Here is a 25,999-nt window from a genome sequence, read left to right as displayed (position 1 = left end):
GTTTCGAAGCCGCCAAAAGATCGCAGCCTGCGGCAGCTCCTACAGAAGCAATCGATGTGGAGTAACTGAAATGTCCGAGTGGACCCTCTTCGAAGTCTTCGTGCGCAGCAAGCACGGCCTCAACCACAAGCACGTCGGCAGCGTGCATGCCGCCGACACCACCATGGCCATCGAGAACGCGCGCGAGCTCTACACCCGTCGCAGCGAAGGCGTGAGCCTGTGGGTGGTGCCTTCGGCGTTGATCACCGCGTCGTCGCCGGATGAAAAAGACCCGCTGTTCGATCCATCGGACGACAAGGTCTACCGCCACGCCAGCTTCTACGAGCTGCCGGCCGAAGTCGGGCACATGTGAGGTCGACCATGAATAACCAGACCGATCTGATCGAATACCTGCTGCGCCTCGGCGACAGCGCCCTGATCCAGGGCCAGCGCCTGTGCCAATGGTGCGGCAAGGCTCCGGCGCTGGAAGAAGAACTGGCGCTGATGAACGTCGGCCTCGACCTGGTGGGCCAGGCGCGCAACTGGCTGGAATACGCCGCCGAACTGCTGGCCGACGGCCGCGACGCCGATCACCTGGCGTTCCGCCGTGACGAGCGCGCCTATCGCAACCTGCTGCTGGTGGAACAACCCAACGGCGACTTCGCGGTGACCATGCTCAAACAGTTCCTGTATGACGCCTGGCATCTGCCGGTACTGCAGGGCCTGAGCCAGTCCAGCGACGAACGCATTGCCGGGATCGCCGCCAAGGCGGTGAAGGAAGTGACTTACCACCTGCGCCGCTCCGGCGAGTGGATCGAGCGTATGGGTGACGGCACCGAGGAAAGCCACAAGCGCATGCTCGCGGCCATCCCCGAAGTCTGGCGCTTCACCGTCGAACTGATCGCCTTTGATGCCAGCGAGCAGCGCTTGTGCGAAGCCGGCATCACCCCGGACATCGCCAGCGTGGCCGCCCAGTGGCAGGCCAAGGTCGAGCAGATTTTCACCAGCGCCACCCTGCCTGTGCCTGCTGCGCCGAACTACTTCTACCTGAATGCCCGCAAGGGCCTGCACACCGAACACCTGGGCATCCTGCTGGCCGAAATGCAGTTCCTGCCACGAGCGTACCCCGATGCAACCTGGTGAGCTGATCGCCAGCGACCTCGGCGCCCGGCCGGCTCAACCGACCGACCTGGCTGCCGCGTGGGCGATTCTGGCGGAGGTCATGGACCCGGAAGTGCCGGTGGTCAGCGTGGTCGACCTGGGCATCGTCCGGGACCTGGACTGGCAGGCCGGCCACCTGCACGTGGTGGTCACGCCGACCTACTCCGGTTGCCCCGCCACCGAAGTGATCGAGAGCGACATCCGCGAAGCGCTGGAACTCGCCGGATTCAAGGCGCCGCAATTGGAGCGCAAGTTGACCCCGGCCTGGACCACCGACTGGATCAGCGCCAGCGGTCGCGAACGCCTGCGCGCCTACGGCATCGCACCGCCCGAGGGCAGCACCAGCAAACGCAGCCTGCTCGGCGAAAGCCCGCAGGTTGTGTGCCCGCAATGCGGCAGCGCCCACACCGAGGTCCTCAGCCAGTTCGGCTCCACCGCCTGCAAGGCGCTGTACCGCTGCGTCGATTGCCGGGAACCGTTCGACTATTTCAAGTGCATCTGAGCGGCGAATCGGCCGTCCCAGCTGGAGAACAACAATGAGCAAATTTCACAGCCTGACCATCAAGGACGTGCGCGCCGAGACCCGTGACGCGGTGTCCATCGCCTTCGAGATTCCGCAGCACTTGCAGGACAGCTTCCACTTCACCCAGGGCCAGCACCTGGTGATGCGCACCCAACTGGACGGCGAAGAAGTACGTCGCTCCTATTCGATCTGCACCGGGGTCAACGACGGTGAACTGCGCATTGCCGTCAAACGTGTCACCGGCGGACGCTTCTCGGCGTTTGCCAACGAACAGCTGAAAGCCGGACACACCCTGGAAGTGATGCCACCGGCCGGGCACTTCTGCGTCGAACTCGACCCGGCACGCCATGGCAACTACCTGGCCGTGGCGGCGGGCAGCGGCATCACGCCGATCCTGTCGATCATCAAGACCACCCTGCAAACCGAGCCCCACAGCCGCGTCACCCTGCTGTACGGCAACCGCTCCAGCTCCGGCGCGCTGTTCCGCGAGCAGCTCGAAGACCTGAAAAACCGCTACCTGCAACGCCTGAACCTGATCTTCGTGTTCAGCCGCGAGCAGCAGGATGTCGACCTGTACAACGGCCGGATCAACGCCGACAAGTGCGAGCAACTGTTCAGCCGCTGGCTCGACGTCAAAGCCCTCGACGCGGCATTCATCTGCGGCCCGCAGGAAATGACCGAGACCGTGCGCGACAGCCTCAAGGCCAAGGGCATGCAACCTGAGCGCATCCATTTCGAACTGTTCGCCGCCGCCGGCAGCGAGCAAAAACGCGCCGCCCGCGAAGCCGCCCGGCAAGTGGATGCGGCGGTCAGCCAGATCACCGTGATCAGCGACGGCCGCGCCCTGGCCTTCGACCTGCCGCGCAACAGCATGAGCATCCTCGAAGCGGGCAACGAGCAAGGTGCGGAACTGCCCTACTCGTGCAAGGCCGGCGTGTGCTCGACCTGCAAGTGCAAGGTCATCGAAGGCGAAGTGGAAATGGACAGCAACCACGCCCTGGAAGACTACGAAGTGGCCGCCGGCTACGTGCTGTCGTGCCAGGCCTTCCCGATCAGCGACAAGGTGGTGCTGGATTTCGATCAGCTCTGAAAGATCGCAGCCTTCGGCAGCTCCTACAGGGGATGTGCTTGCCCGGATGCCTGTGTAGGAGCTGCCGCAGGCTGCGATCTTTTCAACCGTTTCACCCAAAACAAAAACAACAAAGGAGCGCGCGTCATGACACCCCAGGAAGTAGAACTCATTCGCCAGCACCCGGATTTCATCCAGCTGGTTCGCCGTAAACAGAAGCTGTACTGGTCACTGAGCCTGGCCATGCTGGTGATTTACTACGGCTTCGTGCTGTTGGTGGCTTTCTCCCCATCTACCCTCGGCCAATCCCTGAGCGGCGGCGTGACCACCGTGGGCATGCTGGTGGGTGTCGTCATCGTCGGGCTGGCCTTTGCACTGACCGGGTTCTATGTCTATCGCGCCAACAACGTGATCGACCCGCTGAATGAAAAACTCAAGCAGGAGTGCGCCCGATGAACCGCCTTCTTGCACTGTTCCTGCTGCCGCTGGCGGCTGTCACTGATGTTGCGATGGCTGCCGACGGCGCGTCCCGTCCGCTGAACTGGAACGCCATCGGCATGTTCCTGGTGTTCGTACTGTTCACCCTTGGCGTCACTCGCTGGGCGGCACTTCGCACCCGCTCAACCAGCGACTTTTACACCGCTGGCGGCGGCATGACCGGTTTCCAGAACGGCCTGGCGATTGCCGGCGACATGATCTCGGCAGCCTCGTTCCTCGGCATCTCCGCGATGATGTTCCTCAATGGCTACGACGGTTTGCTCTACGCCTTGGGCGTGCTGGCCGGCTGGCCGATCATCCTGTTCCTGATTGCCGAACGCCTGCGTAACCTGGGCAAGTACACCTTTGCCGACGTGGTTTCCTATCGCCTGGAACAGACCCCGGTGCGCCTGACCTCGGCCTTCGGCACCCTGACCGTGGCCCTGATGTACCTTGTGGCGCAAATGGTCGGCGCCGGCAAGCTGATCGAGTTGCTGTTCGGCATCGACTACCTCTATGCGGTGATGCTGGTCGGCGTGTTGATGGTGTTCTACGTGACCTTCGGCGGCATGCTCGCCACCACCTGGGTGCAGATCATCAAGGCGGTGATGCTGTTGTTCGGCACCAGCTTCATGGCGTTCATGGTGCTCAAGCACTTCGGTTTCAGCACTGAGGCGATGTTTGCCGGTGCCACCGCCGTGCATGCCAAGGGCAACGCGATCATGGCCCCCGGCGGTTTGCTGTCCAACCCGATCGACGCGATTTCCCTGGGGCTGGGCATGATGTTCGGCACCGCCGGCCTGCCGCACATCCTGATGCGTTTCTTCACCGTCAGCGATGCCAGGGAAGCGCGTAAAAGCGTGTTCTACGCCACCGGTTTCATCGGCTACTTCTACTTGCTGCTGATCATCGTCGGCTTCGGCGCCATCGTCATGGTCGGCACCGATCCGGCGTTCCGTGACGCCAGCGGCGCGATCATCGGCGGCGGCAACATGATCGCCGTGCACCTGGCCCAGGCAGTAGGCGGCAACCTGTTCCTCGGCTTCATCTCGGCGGTCGCCTTCGCCACCATCCTGGCGGTGGTTGCCGGGCTGGCGCTGTCCGGCGCCTCGGCCGTGTCCCACGACCTGTATGCCTGCGTGATGCGCAAGGGCCAGGCGAGCGAGCAGCAAGAGATGCGCGTGTCGCGAATCGCCACCCTGTGCATCGGTGTGCTGGCGATCATCCTCGGCCTGCTGTTCGAATCGCAGAACATCGCCTTCCTCTCGGGCCTGGTGCTGGCCATCGCCGCGTCGGTGAATTTCCCGGTGCTGTTCCTCTCGATGTACTGGAAAGGCCTGACCACCCGCGGCGCGGTCCTTGGCAGTCTGTCCGGACTGGTTTCGGCGATTGTGTTGCTGGTGCTGAGCCCCGCGGTGTGGGTCAACGTGATGCATCACGACAAGGCGCTGTTCCCGTACTCCAACCCGGCACTGTTTTCCATGAGCCTGGCGTTCTTCAGTGCATGGCTGTTTTCCGTCACCGACACCTCGCCCCGCGCAGCCCTTGAGCGTGGCCGTTATCTGGCGCAGTTCATCCGCTCGATGACCGGCATCGGTGCCACCGGCGCCAGCAAACACTAAACGACGACCGAACAGTTGGCAGGGAATAAAAATAATGACACCCGCACGTACCACGTCTTACCCATCACTGTTTTCACTGGCCGCCGCATTGACTCTGCCCATGATCGCCCCCAGCGCCATGGCCGACTTCATCGGCGACAGCAAGGCCCGTATTGATATGCGCAACCAATACATCAACCGTGACTTCCGTCAGGACAACGCGCCGCAATCCAAGGCCGAAGAATGGGCCCAGGGATTCACTGCGCGCATTGAGTCCGGGTTCACCGACGGCACCTTCGGTTTCGGTCTCGACGCACTGGGGGAGCTGGGGCTCAAGCTCGACTCCAGTCCCGACCGCCGTGGTACCGGCCTGCTGCCGTTCGGCCCGCAGAGCCATGAGCCCGACGACAATTACAGCGAACTGGGCCTGACCGGCAAATTGCGGGTCTCCAAAAGCGTGTTGAAGCTCGGCACCCTGCAACCCTTGTTGCCAGTGGTGACCTACAACGACACACGCTTGTTGAGCTCGACCTTTGAAGGTGGCTTGCTGACCAGCCAGGAAATCGACGGCCTGACGGTAAATGCCGGACGCCTGACCAAGGCCAACCTGCGCGACTCCTCCAGCAACGATGACATCGGCTACGCCGCCGCCACCAGCGACAGCTTCGACTTCGGTGGCGGCAGCTACGCGTTCAGTCCGCAGCTGAACCTGAGCTACTACTACGGCAAGCTCGACCAGATCTATCGCCAGCAATTCGCCGGACTGGTGCATACGCAACCGCTGGGCAACGGCTTCAACCTGCGCAGCGACCTGCGTTATTTCGACAGCCGGGGCGACGGCGCCGAACGGGCCGGGCGCATCGACAACCGCAACTTCAACGGCATGTTCACGGTGTCCCACGGTGCCCACAAGGTCAGTGCCGCCTACCAGCAATTGTCCGGCGACAGCGCCTTTCCGTTCCTCAACGGCGGCGATCCGTACGTGGTCAACCTGGTGACCTTCAACACCTTTACCCGCGCCGACGAGGATTCCTGGCAGCTGCGTTACGACTATGACTTCGCGGCGCAAGGCATTCCCGGCCTGACCTTCATGACCCGCTACACCGACGGCAGCCATGTCAACGCGGGCAGGGTCGACAACGGCAGCGAATGGGAGCGCGACACCGATATCAACTACGTCATCCAGAGCGGTGTGTTCAAGAACGTCAGCCTGCGCTGGCGCAACGTGACCTTCCGTTCCGGCAATGGCTTGACGACCGACCTGGATGAAAACCGGCTGATCGTCGGCTACACCCTGGCGCTTTGGTAATCCCCCGAATGGCGCGGTCGAGGCCGCGCCACACCCCTTCATAACCAGGAGCAATCGTGATGTCCTCCTCACCTACACTGCATGCCCCTACCCTGCAGAGTTTCATCGCCGGCCGCTGGCTCGGCCAACAGGGCGCACAAGTGCTGCGCAGTGCCATTGACGGCCATGAAATCGCCCGCACCCATGAGGAGCGCCCGGACTTCGCCGAGGCCATCGAACATGGCCGTCGCCAGGGCATCAGCGGCTTGATGGCGCTGGACTTCCAGCAACGCGCCCAGCGTCTCAAGGCTTTGGCCTTGTACCTGAGCGAGCGCAAGGAACAGCTCTACGCGATTTCCCACCACAGCGGCGCGACCCGCGCCGACAGCTGGATCGACATCGAGGGCGGCAACAGCACGCTGTTTACCTATGCCAGCCTCGGTTCGCGGGAGCTGCCGTCGGGCAATATTGTCCACGAAGGCCCGGCCATGCAGCTGAGCAAAATGGGCACCTTCGCCGGCACCCATATTCTGGTGCCTCGCGGCGGTCTGGCGGTGCACATCAACGCGTTCAACTTCCCGATCTGGGGCATGCTGGAAAAGTTCGCCCCGAGCTTCCTCGCCGGCATGCCGTGCATCGTCAAACCGGCCAGCGCCACCAGCTACCTGACCGAAGCCGTGGTGCGCCTGATGGACGAATCCGGCCTGCTGCCGGCGGGCAGCCTGCAACTGATCATCGGCAGCACCGGCGACCTGCTTGACCGCCTGCAAGGCCAGGACGTGGTGACCTTCACCGGTTCCGCCGACACCGCGGCCAAGCTGCGGGTCAACCCGAACCTGATCCGCAATTCGGTGCCGTTCAACGCCGAAGCCGACTCACTGAACTGCGCGATCCTCGCCCCGGACGTGACCCCGGATGATGAAGAGTTCGAGCTGTTCATCAAGGAAGTCGCCCGGGAAATGACCACCAAGGCCGGGCAGAAATGCACCGCCATCCGCCGCGCCATCGTGCCGGCCAAACACATCGATGCAGTCGCTACCCGCTTGCGTGATCGCCTGGCCAAAGTGGTGGTCGGTGATCCGTCGGTGGAAGGCGTGCGCATGGGCGCACTGGCTTCCACCGACCAGCACAAAGACGTGGCCGAACGCCTGGAAGCGCTGTTGCAGAGCAGTGACATGCTGTTCGGCGCCCGCGACGGCTTCGAACCGCGCGGTGAAAATGTCGACAAAGGCGCGTTCTTTGCTCCGACCCTGTTGCAGGCCCGCGACCCCCATGCCGAGGGCGGTGCCCACGACATCGAAGCATTCGGCCCGGTCAGCACCCTGATGGCCTACGACGATCTGGACGAAGCACTGGCCCTGGCCGCGCGCGGCAAAGGCAGCCTGGTGGCCAGCCTGGTGACCAAGGACCCGCAAATCGCCGCCAAGGCCATCCCGGTCGCGGCGGCCTGGCACGGTCGTTTGCTGGTACTGGATCGCCATTGTGCCGGCGAATCCACCGGCCACGGCTCGCCGCTGCCACAACTCAAGCACGGCGGCCCGGGTCGTGCCGGCGGTGGTGAAGAACTCGGCGGCCTGCGCGCCGTGAAACACTACCTGCAACGCGCGGCGGTACAAGGTTCGCCGACCATGCTGGCGGCGGTCACCGGCGAGTACGTGCGCGGCGCCAAGGTCATCGAAACCGACGTGCATCCGTTCCGTCGCCACTTCCAGGACCTGCAGATCGGCGAGTCGCTGCTGACTCACCGCCGCACCGTCACCGAAGCGGACCTGGTGAATTTCGGTTGCCTGTCGGGCGACCACTTCTACATGCACTTCGATGACATCGCCGCCAAGGAATCGCAGTTCGGCAAGCGCATCGCCCACGGCTACTTCGTACTGTCGGCGGCGGCCGGCCTGTTCGTCTCCCCTGGCGTCGGCCCGGTGCTGGCCAACTACGGCCTCGACACCCTGCGCTTCATCAACCCGGTCGGCATCGGCGACACCATCCAGGCGCGCCTGACCTGCAAACGCAAGATCGACCAGGGCAAGAAGAGCCCGCAAGGCGTTCCGCAAGGGGTGGTGGCTTGGGATGTGGAAGTGACCAACCAGCTGGGTGAGTTGGTAGCCAGCTATGACATTTTGACTTTGGTGGTCAAGCGTGAGGACTAATCCTTAAAGTCAAAAGATCGCAGCCTGCGGCAGCTCCTACAGGGATTGGGTGCATTCGCGAAATGGCGGTTGTACCGGATCGGTGTAGGAGCTGCCGCAGGCTGCGATCTTTTGCTTGTTAATGCCTGCGCAACCACTCGATAAACAGCGCAAACAATTCCGACTGCGACCCCACTTCCAGTTTCAGATACAGGTTCTTACGGTGCATGCGCACGGTTTCCGGTGAGATGTTCATCTGGCTGGCCGTGGATTTCACCGAATGCCCGCGCAACACCATGTGCGCCACCTGCCGCTCACGCTCGGTGAGCAAGTCGCTGCCGAAATGCTCGAACGCCGACTGCACCCGGTGCTTGAGATCATCGCGCACGCCCTGCTCTTTATCGCACTGGATCTCGCCACTGCGCAGCAATCCACGCTGACTGAACTCACTGATGAATTCGCGCACCAGCGGTTCCACGGCGCGCAGCAGGTTCAGCTGTTCGGCACTCAGGCATTCACCGCCGAACCCCTGATAGAGACTGACGGAAATCTTCGTGTCATTGCCGGTATCGACGATGTAGTAGCTGTCTTCCGAGCAGCCCGCCTTCAGGTAATAGGATTTGTAGTAGTCACTGTCGAAGAAATTGTCGGGGGCAATTTCCTCCAGGTGATAGAAGCCTTGCGCCAACCCCTGCTCCACCGCCAGGCAGAACGGGTCGAGCAAATAGCCCCCGGCAAAATAGCGCTCCAGGATCGACACCTGATACTCCTGGGCAATCCCGCGCTGATGCAGCAACTGGGGCGCGCGGTCCTTGCGCTCCAGGCTGATCATCATCGACTCGACGGACACCAGTTGCGCCAACGCTGACGCCAGGTGTTGCAGGGCGTCGGGCTCATCGACATGGGCGAATGCCTCGCGCATTCCCCCATGCCATTTGTGCAATGCCCCGAAGGGCACCGCGATCAGCGTATCGTCGTCTGGTTTGCTCATGCCACGCAGTCTAGCGGCTGGACAAGCCCTTGGTAACAGCCTGACTGGCGAAATCATTGGCCCGCGTACTGTCCGCTCGCTTCAAGCTCGGCGGCCACCTCCAGAATGCATTCGCGCAGGGTCTCGACGATTTCATCGACCTGGGCAAACGTCAGGATCAATGGTGGCGACATCACGTTGAGGTGCATGATCGGCCGCACCAGCAAGCCCCGGGCCTGGGCCCGCACATGGATTTTCTCGCCAATGTTGATCTCGTCGGGGAACAGCGCCTTGGTGCGTTTATCGGCGACGAATTCCACGCAGGCCATGAGTTTCTGGCAGCGCACATCGCCCACCAGCGGCAAGTCCCGCAGGGTTGCCAGGCGCTCCTCCAGATAAGCCCCCACCGTGTCGACATGGGACAGAAGGTTTTCCCGCTCGATGATCTCGATGTTCTTCAGCGCCGCCGTGCAGCACACCGGATGCCCGCTGTAGGTGAAACCGTGGGTGAAGCAGCGGCCCTTGCCTGGTTCGGCGATGACTTTCCAGATGCGTTCGGAAAAGATGCACGCACCCAGCGGCAGATAGGCCGAGGTCAGGCCCTTGGCGGTGGTGATGATGTCGGGCTGCACGTCGAACACATCATAAGAGGCAAAGAACTTGCCCAGGCGCCCGAACGAGGTCACCACTTCGTCGGCGACGAACAGGATGTCGTAGCGCTGGCAGACGTCCCACATGCGCTTGAGATAACCCCGGGGCGGAATGATCACCCCGCCCGAACCCATGATCGGCTCGGCGAAGAACCCGGCAACCTTGTCCGCGCCGATCGAGAGGATCTTGTCTTCGAATTCCTTGACCAGGAAATCGAGGAACCGCGCCTCGTCCATGCCGTTCGGCGCGCGGTACGGGTTGGGGTTGGAGACGTGGTGGATCAGCGGGTTGGCGTAATCGAACTCCGGCACCCGGTCGGCGGCCTTGTTACCGATCGACATGGTCAGGGTAGTGGAGCCGTGATAGGCGTTGAACCGCGCAATGACGTGCTTCTTCGCAGGTAGGCCACGGCAGTTCTGATAGTACTGGATCAGCCGGTAGGCAGTGTCCACGGCGGTGGAGCCGCCGGTGGTGAGGAACACATGGTCGAGGTCGCCGGGGGCCAGGCTTGCGAGTTTTTCGCACAGCTGGATCGCCACGTTGTTCGACATGTCGGAAAACGGATTGGAATAAGCCAGTTGCCGCACCTGATCGGCGATGGCCTCGGCCATTTCCTCACGGCCCAAACCGATGTTGGTGCACCACATGCCGCCCACCGCATCGAGAAAGCGGTTGCCCTGGGTGTCGTAGATGTAGGCGCCATCGCCTGCGACGATGTTCAGCGAGCCTTGTTCGGCGTGTTCGTCGAACACGTGATAGCCGTGCATATGGTGAGCCTTGTCGGCCTTGACCAGCCGGGACTCGTCCGCTGGGGAAAAAACGCTGCGTGTAGGCGTTGCCATAAATAAACCTCTAATCGAAATGACTAACGATCGAACCCATCAGATGCCGCTTTTCACCGTGCTCCAGACCCGGGTAATCGCCCGCATGTCCTTGGCGTCCTGGGTCTTCTGCGGAAACAGCCGCTCGCGGGTTTGCGCATCGGGATAGATCGCCGGGTTGTTGCGCACATCGGCGTTCAACAACGGCGTGGCGGCGGCGTTGCTGTTGGCGTAGTTGATGAAATCGCTCACGTCCGCCATCACCTGCGGCTGCATCAGGTACTCGAGAAACTTGTGGGCATTGACGACGTGGGGCGCGTCGGCGGGGATGTACAGGTTGTCGAACCAGATCAGCGAGCCTTCCTTGGGGATGAAGTAGGCCAGGTCGATCTTCTTCTTGGCTTCCGCGGCTCGGGCCATGGCGGTGGCGTAGTCGCCGGACCAGGTCATGGCCATGCACACGTCGCCGTTGGGCAGGCTGGTCAGGTAATTGACCGAGTCGAACTTGCGGATGTACGGCCGTACCGACAGCAACAAGTCCTGGGCGGCTTTCAGATCCTCCGGTGCGGCGCTTCTCGGGTCGCGTCCCAGGTACTTCAGGGCCATGGGGATGACTTCGGTCGGGGCATCGAGCAGGGTCACGCCGCAATCGGCGAAGCGCGAGACGATCTTGGGGTCGAAGATCATCGCCAGCGAACCGATCGGTGCGTCCGGCATGCGTTCCTTGATCTTGTCGACGTTGTAGGTGACGCCGTTGCTGCCCCAGGTATAAGGCGCCGAGTAGGCGGTGCCCGGGTCATACCCTTGCAGATCCTCCAGGACTTTTGGGTCCAGGTTGGTCCAGCCCGGCAGCAGCTTCTTGTCCAGCGGCTGGAACACCTTGGCCTTGATCAGCGGTGGCGCCAGGGAGGCGTTCAACACGATCAGGTCATAACCGGAGTGGCCGGTGAGCAGCTTGGCCTGTACCGTTTCATAAGAATCGAAGGTGTCGTAGACCACCTTGATACCGCTGGCCTTTTCGAAATCGGCGATGGTTTTTTCACCGATGTAGTCCGCCCAGTTGTACAGCCGCAGCGTATTACTGCCGTCCACCTCGGCGGCGTAGGCATGAAAGGTCAGCGGTACAACAAACAGACTGGAAATCACCTTAAGCAGCGTCTTGCCCATAGCAAATGCACCTTATAGCGAGTTCGGCTCTGGATGAGCGGATGCCCTCACTATTGGTCGATTCGCCGGGCGCGGCCATACCCCGAATGGGTGTGTGTCGCTTTTTGGCGCACCGGCATGGCAAAAAGCGGCAGTGCAGTTGACCCGTTTTGCCATAGATCCGGAGTTTGTCCGGCGCTTAAAGTGGCAGCCCTGAACCGACCCTGCAGAGCCTGCGATGACCGACCTGATCAAACACGAGCAACGCGACGGCGTGTTGACGCTGACCATCGACCGTCCGGACAAGCTCAACGCACTGAACAACGCCATGTACACGCAACTGGCCGAGCTGTTGCTGGCCGCCGACGAAGACCCGCAGACCGGCGTGATCATCCTCACCGGTGGCCCGGCGTGCTTCACCAGCGGCAACGACCTGGTGGATTTCCTGCAAAATCCGCCCACTCATCTGGACGCCCCGGCGTTCCACTTGATGAAGGTCGTCACGCGCCTGCAAAAACCGCTGATCGCGGCAGTCTGCGGGGCGGCCATCGGCATCGGCACCACCTTGCTGCTGCATTGCGATCAGGTACTGGTCACCCGCAACGCCAAGCTGCGCATGCCGTTCGTCAACATCGGCCTGTGCCCCGAATTCGGCGCCAGCCTGTTACTGCCCCGCCGCCTCGGTCACGCCCGCGCCGCGAGCCTGCTGCTGTTGGGCAACGGCCTGGACGGCAACGAAGCGGTGGCCTGGGGCTTGGCCAACGAAGCCTTCGATGACGGCGAACAATGCCTGGCGGCGGCGACAAAAATCGCCCAGCGCTTCCTGGCCATGCCCCAGCAAGCCTTGCGCCAGTCCCGGCAGCTGATGAAACAGGCTTCCCTGGCCGAACTGGAAGCCACCCTGCGCGAAGAAAACACGCTGTTCATTCAGCGCCTGAATACCGACGAGGCGAAAACCGCCTTGAACGCCCTGCTCAACCGCAGTACAGATAAGAATCCACCGAAAGGAAACCAGCCATGAACACTCCAGAAATCTACGTCGTCAGCGCCGCCCGTACCGCCATCGGTACATTCGGCGGTTCGCTCAAGGACGTGCCACCGGCCGACCTCGCGACCACGGCCGTAAAGGCCGCCCTGGAGCGAGCCGCCGTGGACCCGGCGCTCGTTGGCCATCTGGTGATGGGCAACGTGATCCCGACCGAAACCCGCGATGCCTACATCTCCCGCGTCGCGGCGATGAACGCCGGCATTCCGAAGGAAACCCCGGCCTACAACGTCAACCGCCTGTGCGGTTCGGGCCTGCAAGCGATCATCAACGCCGCCCAGACCCTGATGCTCGGCGATGCCGACATCGTCGTTGGAGCCGGTGCCGAATCCATGAGCCGCGGCCCGTACCTGATGCCATCCGCCCGTTGGGGTTCGCGCATGGGCAACGCCCAGGTCATCGACTACATGCTCGGCATCCTGCATGACCCCTTCCATGGCATCCACATGGGCATCACCGCCGAGAACGTCGCCGCACGCAACGGCATCACCCGCGAAATGCAGGACGCCCTGGCATTCGAAGACCAGAAACGCGCGGCCCACGCGATTGCCAACGGCTACTTCAGCGAGCAGATCGCGACCGTGGAAATCCAGGATCGCAAAGGCGTCAAACTGTTCAGCGTCGACGAGCATCCACGCGCCACGTCCCTGGAACAGCTGGCGGCGATGAAGCCTGCGTTCAAGAAGGACGGCTCGGTCACCGCCGGCAACGCCTCGGGCCTCAACGACGGCGCCGCCGCACTGGTCATGGCCAGCGGCAACGCGGTCCAGGCCAACAACCTGAAACCCCTCGCCCGCCTGGTCAGCTACGCCCACGCCGGCGTCGAACCGGAATTCATGGGCCTGGGCCCGATCCCGGCCACCCGCCTGGCGCTCAAGCGCGCTGGCCTGACCGTCGCCGACCTGGACGTGATCGAAGCCAACATCGCCTTCGCCGCCCAGGCCTGCGCCGTCAGCCAGGAACTCGATCTTGATCCGGCCAAGGTCAACCCGAACGGTTCGGGCATCGCCCTGGGCCACCCGGTAGGCGCGACCGGCGCGATCATCGCCACCAAGGCCATCCACGAACTGCACCGCACCGGCGGCCGTTACGCGCTGGTAACCATGTGCATCGGTGGTGGCCAGGGGATTGCGGCGATTTTTGAACGCGTGTAAGCAACAGCTGTAAAAAAGGCCGGTGATCGCGCAGATCACCGGCCTTTTTTACATTTCCGCGAGCCGATTGTTTGCTACCTGACCACCGGCAGTAAAAATCAACTACCTGACCCACTCCATCGCACGCTTCACCAACAAATATGTTGCCAGGGGTCGAAATCAGCGCGGCACCTTTTCACCCTCGGCGAGAAAAATCTGCGTCGGCAGCTTGAAGCCGCGCAGCTTGAGCAGCGCCAGCGGTCCCGCGCCCAGTTCGGTGCGCAGGTGCCAGGTCAGGCCCAGGCCGTCCGGGGCCTTGAGCTGCACGCGGTAGTGGCTGTCGCCGTCGTCCAGCGTGGTGACCCGAGCCTGTTCGAGCAGGCGGATCAAGCCCCAAGTACCCTGGTAATCACCAAACAGACGCTCGCCGGCCTGCACGCTGGTCCAGGTCAGGCTCACCCCCGGACGGTCGCTGTAGCCTGGCCAGCTGAAGCGTTGCCAGCTTTCCTTCTGGTTGAAGTAGTGGTGTTTTTCGCCGTTGAGGATGAAGGTAGTCTGCACCACGTCGCGCACCGGCTTGGCCCGTAGCTCGAACCCCAGGCCGAGACCGCCGTCGGTGAACAGCACATCGGCCAGGTGGCTGAGCTGGTTGAGCGCCGCGAGAAACCGCGGGTTGATGCGCAGGCCCTGGCTGTGCCGCGAGTCGGCCACCCAGCGCTGGCCTTCCTTGCGCAACACACCGCCCAGTTGCTGTTGCAGGAACTGCTCGATGCGCCCGGAGTCGGCACGGATCATTTGCCCAAGCATCGGCAATGACGCATCGCTGGTGGTCGCCACGAACGGGTAACGCCCGGCAAACGCGCCGTGCCAGTCGCTGACGATCGCCCGTTGCCACTGGCGATTGAGGCTTGCCGCCGACGGCTGCAGCACCCTTTGCCAGGCCTGTTCCAGCGGCTGCACGAACAGGGTCTGGCCGACCCCGCCCCACTCCGCCCCCAGGCTGGCGGCGATCAGGCTGCCGTAGGCGCGGGTGTCGGTGAGGTCGACGCTTTTGCCCTGGAACACGGTTTGCGCCAGGGCCTGGGTCATCTCCTGCGGATCGGCGGCGCTGCTTACCTGTTGCAGCTTCAGGCGTACCCGGGTGACTTGGGTGAGAAAGGCCTGCAGGCTCAGCCGGTCGTTGTCGTTCTTGCCTTCGGCCTCCTTGCCCAACAGCGCCAGCAGCGGACCGAAGGTGGCGTCCAGCGGACCGCTCGCGCCGGGGACCTGTTGGTCGATCAGCGGCACCTTGTCCTGGGTCATCAGCTTCTGCGCGGAGTGGATCAACGACGCACCCAGGGCCGGGCCGCGAGTGCCGGCCTGGCCCTGATACGCCAGGGTATTCATCAGCGCGATCAGCGGCGACTGGCGCACGTCGCTCATCAGGGTCAACTGGTCGATCACCTGATCCAGGCTGCCTACCGGTTGCCAGTCCAGGCGGTTGAGGAAGTCCAGCCAGGCGCTGGCGTAGTCCTGGAAGTAGCGCTCGGTCAGGCGTTCCTTGAGTTGCTCCGGGCTCAAGTCGGCGGCGAGGCTGGCGGGATTGTCGCTGAGTACCCAGTCGATCTCCTCGCGGCGCGCCTCGGCCACCTCGTCGATGGCTTGGCGGACCTGGCCCTCCCAGGCCTGGCGGGTGAACACCCCGGGAACGCTGGCCGTGGTGGCGAACAGCGCGCGGGCGTCGGTGTCGCCGACCATCTGCGGCAAGCTCAGAGCCGGGTAGTGATTGGCCGCCGCATCGAGCACCTGGCGGTACAGGCTGGCTTCGGCATTGCGCTGGCCAAGCTGGCCGAGCAGTACCTGACGGGCCTGGGCCACCAGCGTCGGGTCAGCCTCGATACGCCAGGCCGGATGGGCCGCCAGTTGCTCGGCATAAAACTGCCAAAGGCCAGATGACAGGCCCCGCCAGAGCCCCGGCGTCATCTCGGCTCGCTGCGCCTGGGTCTCGACCAGCACCTTGGCGAGGAAAGCCGCGTCGGCTTTTTCCGGGCGCGCCATCATCAGGTAGGCCTTGAGCTGCGCGTAGGCTTGCGGGGCACGCTTGGCGCGTTCGGCGCTGGCGGGTGGCAGGTTGATCAGGGTGTTGAGTTGCTGTTGCAAATTGGTGGCCGCTGGATCGCGCAGCAGGCGATTGTTGGCCTCGACATAGCGTGGCCACAGCACGGCCAGCAGTAGGTCGTTCTGGTTGAGGCCGAAGCGCAGGTACCAGGGCGTGCCGTGCTCGGCGCGGTAGTCCAGGCGCCCCAGCTCGCGGGTCAACTCGTTGAACGCCAGCAGTTGTTCGTCGGGGCTCTGCGACTGTTCGAGAGAGACCAACGTGCTCTGCATCTGGGCAATGTGCACGCGGTTGCTGGCGAAGGACAGCAGCAGGCCGGCGCCCCAGATCAGCGCCAGCCCCATTGCTAGTGAATAACTGATCCGCGTGGCGCCCCAGCCCAAACGGCGACGGTGAACAGTCTTGTCACCGAGCACGCCCTCCCAGGGCGGTGTGGCGTGCCAAAAGTGCTCAGTATTTCCCTTTTTTTCTTCGCCACCCGGCACCGGCAGGCTGAACCACAACCCGCGCAACGGCACGCCACGGGCAAACACCCGGAACAACGGCGTCAGCGCCTGCCGCCAACGGGCAATGCCCTCGACCTGCAAATCGCGGGACAGGCGCAGCAGGAAGTCATGATGAATGGCTCCATGCATCTGCGCCCATCCGGAGTCGCGCAGGGGTTCCAACAGGTCTTGCAGAGCATTCTCCACGGCCACCGGCGTCAACCGTGTCGGCAACAGACAACCCACCGCCTGGGTCTGGCGTGTTTTCTGGTCCCACTGACTGTCGCAGACCTGCCACAGGTGCAGCGGTAACTGCCAGCGCAGCTTGTGGGCCAGGGTTTGCAGGTGGCGTATGCCATGGTCCATGGCGCGGGGGTCGGCGCTTTGTGGTTTGTCGAGGGCCCAGATGACGCCGTCAAGGGGGCGCCAGCGGGTCAGGTTGCGCCACGCTTCGAGGCGTGAATCATCGAATTTGCTTTGCAGGCTACCGCCCCAAAGCAGGATGGTGTCGTGACCTTCCAGCCATTTTTGTACTGCCAGTTTGGGGGCGATGGCTTCGACCTGCTCGGGTTCGCCGACGACCAACAGAAAGCGAACCTTTGGCCGTTTGAGAAAACTGTAGTTCTCGCGCAGGTGCTCCTTTAATTCGGGGAACCAGGAAATGTCGGGGGAATCGCTCGGTTTGCTCAAGGGTGAAACCGGTGTTTCAGCGACCATTCCGATTATCCGATTCGACCGAGTCCCTGCCAGCCGATCCCAGGCCAGCAGAATGGTCGGGCAGGTCCAGCCGATGGCAAACCAGATGCCGAAACCGCGCAGCGCCAAGTCTTTGAGCGACAGTTGCGGCCAGCCGAAGTGAGTGCCGCTCAAGGCATACAGCAGACAACCCAGTATCACCAGTAATGCCAGGATCAGCAGATAACCCAATCCCACGCGAATCAAAGAACCCTTGTACTTTGCGTTATTCATTGCCATGAGGCACCGCCATTCCAATAGCCAATCGCTTGTTTCCATCCTGACTCAGCCAACCGCAAGGTTGTCCGGCCTTCCCCGCCTGTAACAGCGCCAGGGACATACCAATGAATGGTGCGATATACGCCAGTCCCCCCCAGTGTCTTGCCAATTGATGTTCGCCAGCCGACCACCCGCCTTCCACGAAGGCTTCCTGGCTTTCCTTATCCATTGCAAGGCAGGTTGGGGGGGCCGAGTCGATCCCGGCATATCGCTGCATTTGTGTACAGAGGCCTACAGCTGTCTGGTGCGTCTCATTCAAGTACTCTCCCCGGTGCAACACCTGGCGCCCCTGCGAACTCACCAGCCAGAGAAAGCCCGCCTCGCCGGGCAGTTCTGTGCCTTCAGCACTTTCGACCGAGATCACGCCAGCGCACAGCACCCAATCATCCTTGTCACGACAATCGTGGAAAAAGGCATCGATCAGAGCGTCCAGATCGGTCAGATCGTCCAAAGGCAAGCGTGCTTCGGGCAGCACCACTCCCCCCTTGCCCAGTGCCGTTGTGAAGGCGGTCTGGCTGCTCTCATCCCCCATCCAGGCAACACCTCGCAATGCCGGCCAACGTTCTTTCAATTCCGGGAGTTCAAGGGTCATCCGAGCCAGATACCGAGCCAGGGCCGGTGCGCGCAGGGTGGTCTTGGTCAGCGAAAGCGGGCAACAAAACCGTACCTGTGAGGCCTCCCGCAGTTTCGATGGCTTCGGCAAAGAGGTGCCTGCCATCAACCCTTGGTAATTGTCCTGGACATCGCCCGCTGGACCAATCAACCACACCTGCTGCACCGGCAAACCCAGACTGCGGCGCCGCCACCAGCGCTGAACCGCGGCGTCCACGCTACGGTGATACACGCCGTTGCCAAACAGGCCGATTTGCCATGCCAACACGCGCAGGGCCAATGCCAACGCCCAACACAACGGCAGCACGGCACTCCATAACCACAGCTCCAGCCGTGGCTGATCCTCAGGCCACAGCGTGAGCAAGGCGGCCGCCTGCAGGCCCCATAGCCACAGTAAAACCAGCCACCAGCACCGCCACTGTGGAACACTTGGCGCCACTACCTCGGGGTACTCCGGCGGCCGATTCATGGCACCACCCCCATGGAGGAAACCGCCAGGGTGCTGACCAACCGGCAACCACAGTCACAGCGGTAGCCATCCAGCGCCAACAATTTGCCTTCCATGGTGAACCCCGAGGCGCCCTCGCTGATACGCGTCGTGCCGTGTTTGTCGCAGCGCACCTTGTCACCCATGCAAGCCACCGGCATGCCGAAGGCTTCGAAGTGACCTTCCAGCACCTCGCCGCCATAAGGGCGCAGCGGATCGCCCCTACGCACCAAGGGCATCAAGACACCACCTCCTTCACCCGCTCGACCAACCCGCCACTGCGGGTCAGGTAGTCGAGCATGTTCTCCATGCGCAGCGCGTCTTCGGCTTTGACAATGGCCTGCTTTTGCTGCGCCACGACCTGGCCGATGGCCAACGTCGATTTCAGGATCTGCTCCGCGCCCGGCAGGAAGGGTTCCACTTCGCCCGTGGCGGCGTTGATCACCTGATAACCCACTGATGCCGCGACCATCGTCCCGGCAAAGGCTTTGCCGCCGTAACGACGAATGCTGTACGCCCCGCCCAACACCAGGGCAATGCCCACCACGCGTCCCGCCACCACGACCGGCGTCCAGCGCTTGTTGGATTCATCGCCGAAATACACCGCGCGATAACGGAAGTAATCACCAAACATCTCCCGCGAATTCATGAAGTCATGCAGGAACCAGGCGCGGGAGTCGTGCACCTGATCGTCGAACATGGCGACTACCGCAGCGATCGACGCTGAGTCACTCACTTCAAACCGATTGTCCCTACGTTCGATGAACAGTTCCTTGGCGCGCAACTCTCCGGCCGCCTTGATCTGCGCGTACTCGCGCTGCTCGTCATCCTCGCTGAGCAGATACACCGTGTCCCTCAGCACGCCATCGAATACCAATCCCCCAAAGCTGGTCTGATCTCGGCGCCACTGCTGATAGTCGTGTTCGAACTCGACGGCGGCCTCGCGGATTTGCTGCTGGTCCAGCACTGGTTCGTAAGGCGGTGGGCCGGCAAGGGCGGCCAGATTTTGCGTTTCGACGGGTTGGCCTCGAACGCCCGCGCGGGCCCCTTTGGCCTTCTTCGTATCCATCTGACGCTGGGCTTTCTGCTCGGCTTGCAGGGTCGCGTTGGTTTGCACGGCCTGGCCGTAAAAAGGCTGATTGGCATAACTGCCCCGGGCGAATCGCTCGATTCGCCAACCAGTGAGCCAGGCCAGTTGCGCGGCCATGGTGTCTTCCAGGTTGTGGCCAAGGCGTAGGGGTTCGCTGGTGGTTGGAGGTGAGGTAGGGTCTTCCGCCAGGCCCAGGGTGGTGCGCCAGGCGTTGAAGCGGTTGATGAGCGTTGGACTGAAGTCGAATTCGTCACCGGTACCGGGTTCCATCTTTCGCGATGGCTGAATCTGCCGCAGTTCATCCGGCACTACGGCTTCGGGCACAGTCAGCGGCGCTCCAGCCCTAAAGGCAGCGGCATAAAGATCATGCAAAACGATCTGCGACAGTAATTCGCCTGATCCGCCACGGGCCTTGCCCTGATCCCCAGGCGGGTAACCGCCACCCACGTCCGAGTGCATGCCGGGGTAAACCACTTCAGTGGCATAAGGCGGGTAACGGCCATCGGCATAGCGGATCGAGTCCAGTGGAAAACACAGACGCTGCTCATGGGCGGCTACGAAGTGCCGGCAGTCCTTGATCCATTCGGGGAAGCGCGCGACATCCGGCAGTGACTGTGTGCCATCGGCCCAGTCCATATGCCCATCGGCAAAGGGCGCGGCACGGGCGCTGCCCACCGAGGCCACGGTGTCGAGCAAGCCGAGGAATTCGATGCTCAGCGGCAGGCCCAGCAACTTCTGTTCCGGGAGTTCGGCGCCTTCCGGGGTATCGAGCAACTCACTCAACCAGGTGATGAAGGTGCGCGCTTCCGCCGCGCCGCGAGAAAAGCCGTAAACGAACAACTTGATCGCCAGCACCGTGGGCTGCGCCGTCGCCACCTTGGCCCGCAAAGGCTCCAGCAGCGAAGCCATGGCCTGGCGGCGGCTGCTTTTGCCCAATGCGGTCATGGGCCAAGTGGTGGCCATCGCTTTGAGCTTGGTCTGGGCGACCGGCAGATCCAGCCGCTGCTGGTTATTGAGCGCAAAAGACAACGCGTCGGCGATTCTCAGTAGTCCCCAGTTGATCCGGTCCTCACCCCGGTTGGCGAACGCCATGCCCATGGTACTGAAGTCCAGTTCGCCAATCTCGGGGAAGGGGGTGCCCACGCCGGGGATATAATAGCGAAAGTAGCCGTTTTGCGGCTGAAGAATACTGGCGTGAAACAGCCGCGCGATATTGGTCGGATGGGGCGGCTCGGCCTTATGGGTATCATAGGGCTCGTTGTTATTGGTGCCATCGAAAAACAGGCTGATGTGCAGGGCACGCGCACAGGTGGAAGCGCCGCGAAAACCGCGCTCGGCATTCAGTTGTTGACGGTACAACTCCACTTCGGCGTTTTGCCGATGGTGATTCGCCCTTACCACTTCAGGATCGCTGGGCAACCACCCTTCCTTGGGAAACAGGGACGGGACATATACGGAATCACGATTCTTTACTTCGGACATACGGCTGGCTCCTGCATGTTCAGAGGTTCCTTGATTGGACTATTGGGAGAGGGATACGCCCAGCAAGACGTGGACACCTTGACTTGATGGCAGGGTAGAAAATGCACTTCCAACGAACAAAGCCTTTCCTCATAGGGCGGAAGCTCCACAATCGCAGTGTGTTGCTGGTACTTGGCTTTATGCTCGGCATAAGCAGCCCGATACTCATCAGTACCCAAGGGTGGTAATCGGGCATTAGAGTTTGGATCAGTTTCCCACTCCACTTTGAACTTCAAACCCGGCGACCATTGACTGGGCAACATCACACAACACACGCCCCCCCCATAACCATTAGGACTGGCATTCCCGCCCCCATAACCATTCACCGAGAAATAATTGATGGCTGCCGAAGTGTGATTAACCCCGTTCAAATCTCCGGCCAGATACTTCGGCGTCCCCGGAGAACACCCGGCCAGCAATAACAGCAAACTACCGACAGCCCATTGCCGCCTTGCCTTCCCTTTCTCATTAATCATTAAACGCCTCCCTGTTTATTAAGTTGCGCACGAAAAATGCCTGCGACAGGCAACTTTCGTTCACTACCTTTTCTTGAGACGGGAAACACAACCGCTGCTCATGGGCGGCGACGAAGTGCCGGCAGTCCTTGATCCATTCGGGGAAACGCCCGACATCGGGCAGTGATTGAGTGCCATCGGCCCAGTCCATATGCCCTTCGGCAAAGGGCGCGGCACGGGCGCTGCCCACCGAGGCCACGGTATCCAGCAAACCAAGGAATTCGATACTCAATGGCAGGCCAAGGAGCTTTTGTTCTGGAAGCTCGGCGCCTTGCGGCGTGTCAAACAACTCGCTCAACCAGGTGATGAAGGTGCGCGCCTCGGCGGCCCCCCGGGAAAAGCCATAAACGAACAACTTGATCGCCAGCACCGTGGGTTGCGCCGTCGACACCTTGACCCGCAACGGCTCCAGCAGCGAAACCATGGCCTGGCGGCGGCTGCTTTTGCCCAAGGCGGTCATGGGCCAGGTGGTGGCCATGGCTTTGAGCTTGGTCTGGGCGACCGGGAGCGCCAAGCCCTTCTTGTTATCTAACGCAAAAGACAACGCGTCGGCGATTCTCAGCAGTCCCCAGTTGATCCGGTCCTCGCCCCGGTTGGCAAACGCCATACCCATGATACTGAAGTCCAGTTCGCCAATCTCGGGAAAGGGGGTGCCCACGCCGGGGATGTAGTAACCAAAATAACCGTTTTCCGGTTGATCCAGACTGGCGTGAAACAGCCGCGCGATATTGGTCGGGTGGGGCGGTTTGGCCTCGCGGGTATCGTAGGGCTCGTTGTTGTTGGTGCCATCGAAAAACAGGCTGATGTGCAGGGCACGCGCGCAGGTGGAAGCGCCGCGAAACCCGCGTTGGGCATTCAACTGCTGACGGTACAACTCCACTTCGGCCGTTTGCCGATCGTAATTGTCCCTCACAACTGCTGGATCGCTGGGCAACCGCCCTTCCTTGGGAAACAGGGACGGGACATACACGGAATCACGATTCTTTACTTCGGACATACGGCTGGCTCCTGCATGTTCAGAGGTTCCTTGATCGGACTGTTGGGTGACGGGTAGCGCCAGCAGGAAGTGGACACCTTGACCTGATGACAAGGTAGAAAGTGCACTTCCAACGCACACAGTTCGTCTTCATAGGGCGGAAGTTCCACAATCGCAATGTGTTGCTGGTACTTGGCTTTATGCTTGACCATAAAGGCCCGAAACTCATCGGTTCCCAATGGAGGGGATTTAGCATAAGGATCAGAATCAGTTTCCCACTCCACTTTGAACTTCAAACCCGGCGACCATTGGCTGGGCAACATCACACAACACACTCCACCCCCGTATCCATTAGGACTGGCATTCCCTCCTCCATAACCATTCACCATGAAGTAATTAATAGCCGCCGACGTGTGATTAACCCCATTCAAATCCCCGGCCAGATACTTCGGAGTCCCCGGAGAGCACCCGCCCAGCAACAACAGCAAACTACCGACAGCCCATTGCCGCCCAGCCTTCCCTTTCTCGTTACCCATTAAACGCTCCCTGTTTATTAAGTCGCGTACGACAAACACCCGGAATGAAAATTTTTTCGCTTAAACCTACATATACCTGCAACAAACACATTGGCTACGCATAGATACAGACACCCCTTAAACCACAGATAATCCGCCCACTTAATAAGTATGTGAGCTTGGACGCCAGCGTGGCTCAACCGAAAACTTTACATCCGGATATTTTATAGCTGGCGAAATTGAAACTTTACTTTCCTTGTCTTCTACCCCTTGCCTACCATCATAGAAAACAAAAGTATTGTTATTTGAATGCAGCCAATCGTTTACTTTTGAGCTGTTGACAGAAGACGCAGAAAGCTTATCTGGAAAAACAAACCTAACCTTTACATCATCATAACGCTCTCCATAATACATCCACATTAAATCAGGCAAGTATCCTTTGAAGGCCGGTATATAAGCCGTCATCGAAGAGTCAACAAGGGGAGCACCATCAACATATAACCTCAGGTCTTTTTTAGTGCCATTCTTATACTCCACCCCATACCTAATTGATTGCGCAGAAGCTCGGAAGCTTTTTGAACCACCAAAGTCAAACTTAATATACCCATGATTCGGCTCCATTCTCGCCTGGATATCAGTCATTTCTTCTTTTCTATCTGCACGCGCGTAGTCATGGGGAATGCTCAGCGTATCGACCGCCAGATCGACTGGAATACTGGCCAGCACGACAACCGGACAAATAATTGTTATATAACAAAGCACGGATGCAAGATCCGCATTAAATGTTAGTACCTGAACATCTGTTACTACCCCCCTGTAATAATCTGCATCGCTGGCAAAACCCAAGTTTTCAATCCGCGCCGCATTTGTTCCGCACCCCATAAGAGATGAGACAAGCAGCCCCACCAATATTAATTTCGCTATAAATTTAGTCACTCTTGCTCCTCTCCACTCGCACCAGACAACACAGCAAACTTGTCCACCGCACAAGCATTCAAACCCCCGAAATAATTTTCGCAACTTGCTTGAAGCACAACGTGGTAACAGCGAGAAAAACACTCCTCACTGGATAGTTGTGAAAACGTTTTCACTGCAAACCCGAGCAACTTTTGCGCATCACTGATGCAGCCCAACCGATCAAATTGCGCATCCGTCAACTCAACCGGAGTGTTTGCTTCTCCAAGTACCTGATCCGAGCCATAGGTGCCCGGTTGCCAGGCAATCCGTTGATCCCGATCCAGCCAACTCCAGAACAACGCCAGGCTCAGAAACCGTTGTTTCTGTTCCGGGTCCAGGACGCTTGCCAACAATTGCGGTAGCACGCGCGGATCGTAGAAGCGCAGCAAGCCAGACTGTCCTCCCCATTCAAGCTGTGAAAGTCCTTGCAGGGTCTTGGTCAGAACATCGAACGGGATGGGGGAAATCAACAACATGAGTCTCGGCATGTGCCCCATCTGCTCGATGATCTCTTCCAACCAGGCTTTGTGGTGCCAATCGTCCAGACTGATGCGCATCAGGATCGGCGCCTGGAGCAACAACGTCTCCTCCGGCGTTGTGTTGAAAAATGAAAACCAGGGAATGGCTGGCTCGATGGCTTCAAGTGCTGGTAGCAGGGAAACATCGGAGCCCGCTTGGTCGACGATTAAATCAACATGATCGAGGTCCGCTGCACGGCACAAGCCTTCCAACTGGTCGAGCCACTGTTCATAAGTTTCTTGCATTTATCGTCCCCCACTGGTCGTGCGCATCACTGCGCCCGCCGCCTCGGCTTGAGCAATTTTCAGGCACTCTTCACACACCGACTTCGGCAACACCATCAACGGAAAACTCTGGCCGCCAGGCCCCTCCCAGACATGCTGCCCCCGAGACGTCAGCTTGCTGGAACTTTCCTGAGTGATGCCGTCGTTCGGATCGATGCGGATGAAATTTTCTCCACTGGCCAGCGTGATGCCTTTTTTGGCCGTGAACAGCAGATGCCCCTGCACCGACTGCATCGTGACGTCCAGTTGGGCAATCAGATTCAGTAGATCGTCGTGGGACTCGATTTCCAGCGGACCCTTGCCGGAGACCACGCGCAGGCCTCCCTGCTGGGCCAGCAGGGAGATGCCTTGAATGGCGTGGGCTAAAAGTCGCTGGACGGCGGCCAGATTGATGTCGTCGTCACTTTGCAGGTGGAGCGCGTCGCCGCTTTTCAGTAGCAGGCTGGCCGGGGTCACCGCACCGATGCCCTTGGGTGCGCTGAGCAAGATGGCCGCGTCGGCCAGGTCTTTCGCGGCGGTTTGCAACTGCTGCAAGCCGTCGAGAGTGGGCTGGCGGCTGTGGTGGGCCAGGGCGATATCTTGCCAGTAGGCTATCTGCCCTTTCGCCCCCTCGATCAGGCTGGATGCGGCCCCCATCTCCAGCACCTGCCCTTGGGCTTTGCTCTGTTCATCGGAGCTGATAAACAACCCCTTGCCCGCCCGAATCGCCCCCCAGGCATCGGTGCGCAACTCAAACCCTTCACCCCGTTTTTGCCGCTCGGCATCCACCACGTGCCCAAGGTTGAGCTGGCTCTTGCCGCTGTGTTCGGTGCTGAGCTTGATGTGTTCCTGCCCTCGGGTATCGTCCAGGCGCAGCTTGTTGTTGGCCGGGGTGCGCAGCACGTTGCGCTTTTCGTTGTACATGGTGACGTGGTCGGGGTGCTGGCTGTCGTGCAA

The 25,999-nt window shown here is 61.0% G+C and carries 22 protein-coding genes and 1 pseudogene; 10 read left to right on the top strand and 13 right to left on the bottom strand.

Annotated elements, in window-relative coordinates; all coding sequences use genetic code 11:
• Positions 1-70: 70 nt before the first annotated feature.
• The 8 genes from paaB to paaZ all read left to right on the top strand — a co-directional run bounded on the left by paaB (position 71) and on the right by paaZ (position 8,248).
• Entirely contained in the window at positions 71-352 is a 282-nt protein-coding gene (paaB, locus tag ACM6IT_RS17610; RefSeq protein WP_007943393.1) for a 1,2-phenylacetyl-CoA epoxidase subunit PaaB, read from the top strand.
• Between the two features lie 8 nt (positions 353-360).
• Entirely contained in the window at positions 361-1,122 is a 762-nt protein-coding gene (gene paaC, locus ACM6IT_RS17605; protein ID WP_414918420.1) for a 1,2-phenylacetyl-CoA epoxidase subunit PaaC, read from the top strand.
• On the top strand, positions 1,109-1,642 hold the full coding sequence (paaD, locus tag ACM6IT_RS17600) for a 1,2-phenylacetyl-CoA epoxidase subunit PaaD (RefSeq protein ID WP_056722553.1): 534 nt from the start codon (positions 1,109-1,111) through the stop codon (positions 1,640-1,642). The genes paaC and paaD overlap by 14 nt, the downstream gene beginning before the upstream one ends.
• 34 nt (positions 1,643-1,676) lie before the next feature.
• Positions 1,677-2,753: a 1,2-phenylacetyl-CoA epoxidase subunit PaaE gene (paaE, locus tag ACM6IT_RS17595; protein WP_056722555.1), complete on the top strand. Its 1,077-nt coding sequence runs from the start codon at positions 1,677-1,679 to the stop codon at positions 2,751-2,753.
• A gap of 126 nt (positions 2,754-2,879) precedes the next feature.
• Positions 2,880-3,188 (top strand): DUF485 domain-containing protein, encoded by a 309-nt coding sequence (locus tag ACM6IT_RS17590; protein WP_046042846.1) that lies wholly within the window; start codon positions 2,880-2,882, stop codon positions 3,186-3,188.
• Positions 3,185-4,831, top strand: a complete 1,647-nt coding sequence (locus tag ACM6IT_RS17585) for a cation acetate symporter (RefSeq protein WP_056722557.1) — start codon at positions 3,185-3,187, stop codon at positions 4,829-4,831. The genes ACM6IT_RS17590 and ACM6IT_RS17585 overlap by 4 nt, the downstream gene beginning before the upstream one ends.
• A gap of 34 nt (positions 4,832-4,865) precedes the next feature.
• Positions 4,866-6,119, top strand: a complete 1,254-nt coding sequence (locus tag ACM6IT_RS17580) for an OprD family porin (protein WP_414918419.1) — start codon at positions 4,866-4,868, stop codon at positions 6,117-6,119.
• Positions 6,120-6,178: 59 nt separating this feature from the next.
• A complete protein-coding gene (paaZ, locus tag ACM6IT_RS17575; RefSeq protein WP_414918418.1) occupies positions 6,179-8,248 on the top strand; it encodes a phenylacetic acid degradation bifunctional protein PaaZ in 2,070 nt (689 codons plus the stop codon).
• Between the two features lie 118 nt (positions 8,249-8,366).
• On the opposite strand, the gene ACM6IT_RS17570 is transcribed toward paaZ, so the two are convergent.
• From ACM6IT_RS17570 to ACM6IT_RS17560, 3 genes are read right to left on the bottom strand one after another with little or no spacing between them, the layout of a single operon-like run.
• Positions 8,367-9,275 (bottom strand): helix-turn-helix domain-containing protein, encoded by a 909-nt coding sequence (locus ACM6IT_RS17570; protein ID WP_414918417.1) that lies wholly within the window; start codon positions 9,273-9,275, stop codon positions 8,367-8,369.
• Positions 9,272-10,690 (bottom strand): aminotransferase, encoded by a 1,419-nt coding sequence (locus ACM6IT_RS17565; protein WP_414918416.1) that lies wholly within the window; start codon positions 10,688-10,690, stop codon positions 9,272-9,274. Before ACM6IT_RS17565 ends, ACM6IT_RS17570 begins: the two co-directional genes overlap by 4 nt.
• Before the next feature lie 39 nt (positions 10,691-10,729).
• The gene (locus ACM6IT_RS17560) at positions 10,730-11,836 is read right to left on the bottom strand and encodes a polyamine ABC transporter substrate-binding protein (protein ID WP_056722567.1); all 1,107 of its coding nucleotides are present in this window, start codon (positions 11,834-11,836) and stop codon (positions 10,730-10,732) included.
• 217 nt (positions 11,837-12,053) lie between these two features.
• Here ACM6IT_RS17560 and ACM6IT_RS17555 point away from each other — a divergent pair, with 217 nt between their 5' ends.
• A complete protein-coding gene (locus ACM6IT_RS17555; RefSeq protein ID WP_414918415.1) occupies positions 12,054-12,836 on the top strand; it encodes an enoyl-CoA hydratase-related protein in 783 nt (260 codons plus the stop codon).
• The gene (locus ACM6IT_RS17550; protein ID WP_223541391.1) at positions 12,833-14,014 is read left to right on the top strand and encodes an acetyl-CoA C-acyltransferase family protein; all 1,182 of its coding nucleotides are present in this window, start codon (positions 12,833-12,835) and stop codon (positions 14,012-14,014) included. The genes ACM6IT_RS17555 and ACM6IT_RS17550 overlap by 4 nt, the downstream gene beginning before the upstream one ends.
• A gap of 159 nt (positions 14,015-14,173) precedes the next feature.
• On the opposite strand, the gene ACM6IT_RS17545 is transcribed toward ACM6IT_RS17550, so the two are convergent.
• The 10 genes and pseudogenes from ACM6IT_RS17545 to ACM6IT_RS17500 form a co-directional block, all read right to left on the bottom strand.
• Positions 14,174-17,542: an ImcF-related family protein gene (locus ACM6IT_RS17545; RefSeq protein WP_414918414.1), complete on the bottom strand. Its 3,369-nt coding sequence runs from the start codon at positions 17,540-17,542 to the stop codon at positions 14,174-14,176.
• Positions 17,535-18,524: a hypothetical protein gene (locus ACM6IT_RS17540; RefSeq protein WP_414918425.1), complete on the bottom strand. Its 990-nt coding sequence runs from the start codon at positions 18,522-18,524 to the stop codon at positions 17,535-17,537. The genes ACM6IT_RS17545 and ACM6IT_RS17540 overlap by 8 nt, the downstream gene beginning before the upstream one ends.
• 140 nt (positions 18,525-18,664) lie before the next feature.
• Positions 18,665-18,928 carry a PAAR domain-containing protein gene (locus tag ACM6IT_RS17535; protein ID WP_056722572.1) on the bottom strand — a complete coding sequence of 88 codons (264 nt, stop codon included), beginning with the start codon at positions 18,926-18,928 and terminating at the stop codon, positions 18,665-18,667.
• The gene (locus ACM6IT_RS17530; RefSeq protein WP_414918413.1) at positions 18,925-21,258 is read right to left on the bottom strand and encodes a T6SS phospholipase effector Tle1-like catalytic domain-containing protein; all 2,334 of its coding nucleotides are present in this window, start codon (positions 21,256-21,258) and stop codon (positions 18,925-18,927) included. The genes ACM6IT_RS17535 and ACM6IT_RS17530 overlap by 4 nt, the downstream gene beginning before the upstream one ends.
• Positions 21,246-21,773, bottom strand: coding sequence for a DUF3304 domain-containing protein (locus tag ACM6IT_RS17525; RefSeq protein WP_414918412.1), 528 nt, complete (start codon positions 21,771-21,773; stop codon positions 21,246-21,248). Before ACM6IT_RS17525 ends, ACM6IT_RS17530 begins: the two co-directional genes overlap by 13 nt.
• A gap of 79 nt (positions 21,774-21,852) precedes the next feature.
• Positions 21,853-22,809 (bottom strand): annotated as a pseudogene (locus ACM6IT_RS17520) (DUF2235 domain-containing protein); the annotation flags it as partial.
• Positions 22,797-23,324 carry a DUF3304 domain-containing protein gene (locus tag ACM6IT_RS17515; protein ID WP_414918411.1) on the bottom strand — a complete coding sequence of 176 codons (528 nt, stop codon included), beginning with the start codon at positions 23,322-23,324 and terminating at the stop codon, positions 22,797-22,799. The pseudogene ACM6IT_RS17520 and the gene ACM6IT_RS17515, both read right to left, overlap by 13 nt.
• Positions 23,325-23,465: 141 nt before the next feature.
• Complete coding sequence (locus tag ACM6IT_RS17510) at positions 23,466-24,239, bottom strand: hypothetical protein (RefSeq protein WP_414918410.1); 774 nt, start codon at positions 24,237-24,239, stop codon at positions 23,466-23,468.
• Positions 24,236-25,024 carry a DUF4123 domain-containing protein gene (locus tag ACM6IT_RS17505; RefSeq protein WP_414918409.1) on the bottom strand — a complete coding sequence of 263 codons (789 nt, stop codon included), beginning with the start codon at positions 25,022-25,024 and terminating at the stop codon, positions 24,236-24,238. Before ACM6IT_RS17505 ends, ACM6IT_RS17510 begins: the two co-directional genes overlap by 4 nt.
• A partial coding sequence (locus tag ACM6IT_RS17500; protein WP_414918408.1) for a DUF2345 domain-containing protein occupies positions 25,025-25,999 on the bottom strand: 975 nt, incomplete at its 5' end.

The organism is Pseudomonas sp. IT-P4 (assembly GCF_949767755.1).
GTDB lineage: Bacteria > Pseudomonadota > Gammaproteobacteria > Pseudomonadales > Pseudomonadaceae > Aquipseudomonas > Aquipseudomonas monachiensis.
This window is presented reverse-complemented; position numbering and strand designations above follow the sequence as displayed.

Coding starts and splice junctions, on each gene's coding strand:
- ACM6IT_RS17570 (WP_414918417.1), bottom strand. CDS start 9,275: ATGATTTCGCCAGTCAGGCTGTTACCAAGGGCTTGTCCAGCCGCTAGA.
- paaB (WP_007943393.1), top strand. CDS start 71: ATGTCCGAGTGGACCCTCTTCGAAGTCTTCGTGCGCAGCAAGCACGGC.
- paaD (WP_056722553.1), top strand. CDS start 1,109: ATGCAACCTGGTGAGCTGATCGCCAGCGACCTCGGCGCCCGGCCGGCT.
- ACM6IT_RS17580 (WP_414918419.1), top strand. CDS start 4,866: ATGACACCCGCACGTACCACGTCTTACCCATCACTGTTTTCACTGGCC.
- ACM6IT_RS17515 (WP_414918411.1), bottom strand. CDS start 23,324: ATGGGTAACGAGAAAGGGAAGGCTGGGCGGCAATGGGCTGTCGGTAGT.
- ACM6IT_RS17590 (WP_046042846.1), top strand. CDS start 2,880: ATGACACCCCAGGAAGTAGAACTCATTCGCCAGCACCCGGATTTCATC.
- ACM6IT_RS17565 (WP_414918416.1), bottom strand. CDS start 10,690: ATGGCAACGCCTACACGCAGCGTTTTTTCCCCAGCGGACGAGTCCCGG.
- ACM6IT_RS17585 (WP_056722557.1), top strand. CDS start 3,185: ATGAACCGCCTTCTTGCACTGTTCCTGCTGCCGCTGGCGGCTGTCACT.
- paaC (WP_414918420.1), top strand. CDS start 361: ATGAATAACCAGACCGATCTGATCGAATACCTGCTGCGCCTCGGCGAC.
- paaE (WP_056722555.1), top strand. CDS start 1,677: ATGAGCAAATTTCACAGCCTGACCATCAAGGACGTGCGCGCCGAGACC.
- ACM6IT_RS17505 (WP_414918409.1), bottom strand. CDS start 25,024: ATGCAAGAAACTTATGAACAGTGGCTCGACCAGTTGGAAGGCTTGTGC.
- ACM6IT_RS17550 (WP_223541391.1), top strand. CDS start 12,833: ATGAACACTCCAGAAATCTACGTCGTCAGCGCCGCCCGTACCGCCATC.
- ACM6IT_RS17530 (WP_414918413.1), bottom strand. CDS start 21,258: ATGTCCGAAGTAAAGAATCGTGATTCCGTATATGTCCCGTCCCTGTTT.
- paaZ (WP_414918418.1), top strand. CDS start 6,179: ATGTCCTCCTCACCTACACTGCATGCCCCTACCCTGCAGAGTTTCATC.
- ACM6IT_RS17555 (WP_414918415.1), top strand. CDS start 12,054: ATGACCGACCTGATCAAACACGAGCAACGCGACGGCGTGTTGACGCTG.
- ACM6IT_RS17525 (WP_414918412.1), bottom strand. CDS start 21,773: ATGATTAATGAGAAAGGGAAGGCAAGGCGGCAATGGGCTGTCGGTAGT.
- ACM6IT_RS17545 (WP_414918414.1), bottom strand. CDS start 17,542: ATGAATAACGCAAAGTACAAGGGTTCTTTGATTCGCGTGGGATTGGGT.
- ACM6IT_RS17560 (WP_056722567.1), bottom strand. CDS start 11,836: ATGGGCAAGACGCTGCTTAAGGTGATTTCCAGTCTGTTTGTTGTACCG.